Below are 2,552 nucleotides of genomic sequence, written 5' to 3' on the forward strand. Positions count from 1 at the left end.
GTTCAGCACGTCGGCGACGTAGATGTTGCGCGGGCTGAACCTGCTGCTGCCACTGCCGTGCGCGAAGACGACCACCCCCGTCGGGTGCTCGGGGATCGTGAGATGCCCGGCCACCGACACCGGCCCGGCGGCCACCCGCACCTCCTCATCGCGTAGCGGCGGGTCGGCGGCGCTGGCGGAGGCGACCACCTCCCGAAAACCGTCGCGGGCGCGATCGAGCAGGGCGACCACCTCGTCATCGGGGGTCTGCGCGAAATTGCGGTAGCCCTGCCCGACGCCGAAAAACAACGCCGGCGTCTGCAAGCACACCACCTCGTCGGCGTACCCGGCAAAACTGTCGGCGATGTCGGCCCCGCCGATGGGCACCGCCAGCACGACCTTGCTCGCGCCCTGGGCGCGGGCCACCTGGCAGGCCGCCTTGGCGGTCGCCCCGGTGGCGACGCCGTCGTCGACGATCACCGCGACCCGCCCCGCCAGCGAGATGCGGTCCCGCCCACGACGGAAGCGTTCCGCGCGGCGCTGCAGCTCGGTGCGCTGCTCGTTTTCCACCGCGGCAATGCCCTTATCGCTGAGGTGCGCGTCACGCACAACCGAGTCGTTGATCACCCGCACCCCGCCCTCACCGATGGCGCCGAAGGCCAGCTCGGGCTGAAACGGCACCCCCAGCTTGCGCACCACAAGAACATCGAGCGGGGCCCGTAGCGCCTTGGCGACCTCGAAAGCTACCGGAACTCCGCCCCGCGGCAAACCAAGCACGACGACGTCCTGGCCACGAAACGATTCCACACGCTGCGCCAGTTTGCGTCCAGCATCGACACGATCGCCGAATTGCTTCATCCCAAAAGTGTGTCGGGATACGTTGACGCACCGAAGGGCCGAATGGGCACACTTGTCGGGGACTAACCCCGGTCATTCATGGGGCTGTTGATGGCGGTTGTTCAGGTTGAGCCGGATGGATTTCGTTTGGTGGGGACGGTGGATGGCCGGCTGGCGCTGCCGGTGGGCGGTTCTCCAGGTTCCTGGGTTGTGGGTGGGCAGGTGGCGCTTAGGCCGGTTGAGGGATGGCGGCGATGCGGGCGAAGACCGCGACGATGTCGTTGGCCCAGGGCCAGGTGGCCGGTATCCGGAGGTGTCGGCGTCGGGCATTGTGGGTCAGGCGGGCCGGTACGTGCAGCAGCCGGTAGCGCAGGGCTTTGGGCTCTGCGGTTGCCAGGTGTCCGGTCAAAGCGAGCAGGCGCAGCCACGCGATGAGGTCGGCGGCGATCGCGGTGGCGACGAGCCAGGCCTGGTTGATGCTGAATTCGCGGGAGGGGAATCGGCCCAGTCCGCTGTCCTTGGCTGCGCGGATGCGGTCTTCGACGCGGGCATGGGCGCGGTGGCGCGCCTCCAACAACGCCAGCTGTCCGGCGGGAGTGTTGGTGACCAACGCCTGATAGCGCCACCCGTCGCGTTCTTCGAAGATCGACAGCTGCGCGCCGGGGTGGGGGCGTTCGCGGCGCACGATGACCCGCATCCCGGCAGGCCACCCGGACAGCTCCAGCAGCCCGGTCAGCTCGGCGACATCCCCTCCGGCACGCACCCCGCCCTCGGCATCCACGGCCGGGGTCCAGACCTTCTCGGGAACCCACGTGATGGCCGTGCGGACCTGCTCGGTGATCGGGTAGCCGATGCTGTAGTCGACGCGCCGGCGCCGGACCTCGTTGAGGTCGCTGAGCCAGTTCAGTAGCGCATGAGAACACCCGGCGCCGTCGGCGCGGATCAACAGCTGTTGGCGATGTGCTCGCGGAATCTGGTTGATCGCCGCGGTCAGGACCGCGATGTGATCGGCGGCGGTGTTGGCTCCGGCATTGCCCGGTCGCAGTGCGGCGGCCAGCAGTTCGGTGGTGTTATCACACCACACCCCGATCGGATGAAACCCGAAGCTGCCCTTGAATGTTGGTGCCGCGGACTCTTTCTCACTGTGGGCGACGACAATCGTGGCATCCACATCGAGCACCACCACCTCACCCAGATCGGTGTCGGCGACCTTGGAGACCGGCAGCCCGCCGGGCAGCGCCGACCATACGTATCGGCGTACCCGCGCCCGAGCCTTCTCGATGCCGGCCAACCGTGTCGGCGTCAGTTCAGCTAGGGTCCGCCACACCGTCGGCGCCGAGGCCACCGCACCCAGCAGCGGCGACTGATGACGAAGCACGTCGATATCGGCGATCGCCTCACCACCATCGGCGAGCATCACCGCCACATCGACCAGTACCCGGCCACGGTCATGGCGCGGCGAGAACGACCGCCGCGTCAGTGCCTTGGAGATCTCCCCGGTCAGGCCGGTCCGATCGGCCAACAACCGCAGGCCCGCACTGCCGGCATGAGCCACCACACCGGTCCCATCCCCAGATACCGACAACCCCGCCGACCACCAAGTACGCTTCACCTACGGAGTGCCTTCCGGTTCGAGGATCTTGAGACGTCGCAATCCCAAGAATCCCCTCCCGGACAGGCACTTCCGTGCATCTACACGCCGCGAACCCCGATCAACCATGAACGATCCGGGCTAG

Annotated in this window: 2 protein-coding genes; both read right to left on the bottom strand. The window is 67.8% G+C overall.

Features of this window, described 5'->3' with window-relative positions; genetic code table 11:
* Positions 1 to 837, bottom strand: an 837-nt coding sequence (locus VKI00_RS20965; RefSeq protein ID WP_324440811.1) for a phosphoribosyltransferase, incomplete at its 3' end; no start/stop codon positions are given.
* A gap of 208 nt (positions 838 to 1,045) precedes the next feature.
* Entirely contained in the window at positions 1,046 to 2,428 is a 1,383-nt protein-coding gene (locus VKI00_RS20970; protein ID WP_324440813.1) for an IS1380 family transposase, read from the bottom strand.
* Positions 2,429 to 2,552: the final 124 nt, after the last annotated feature.

The sequence above is a fragment of the Mycobacterium sp. genome, from assembly GCF_035314665.1.
Lineage (GTDB): Bacteria > Actinomycetota > Actinomycetes > Mycobacteriales > Mycobacteriaceae > Mycobacterium.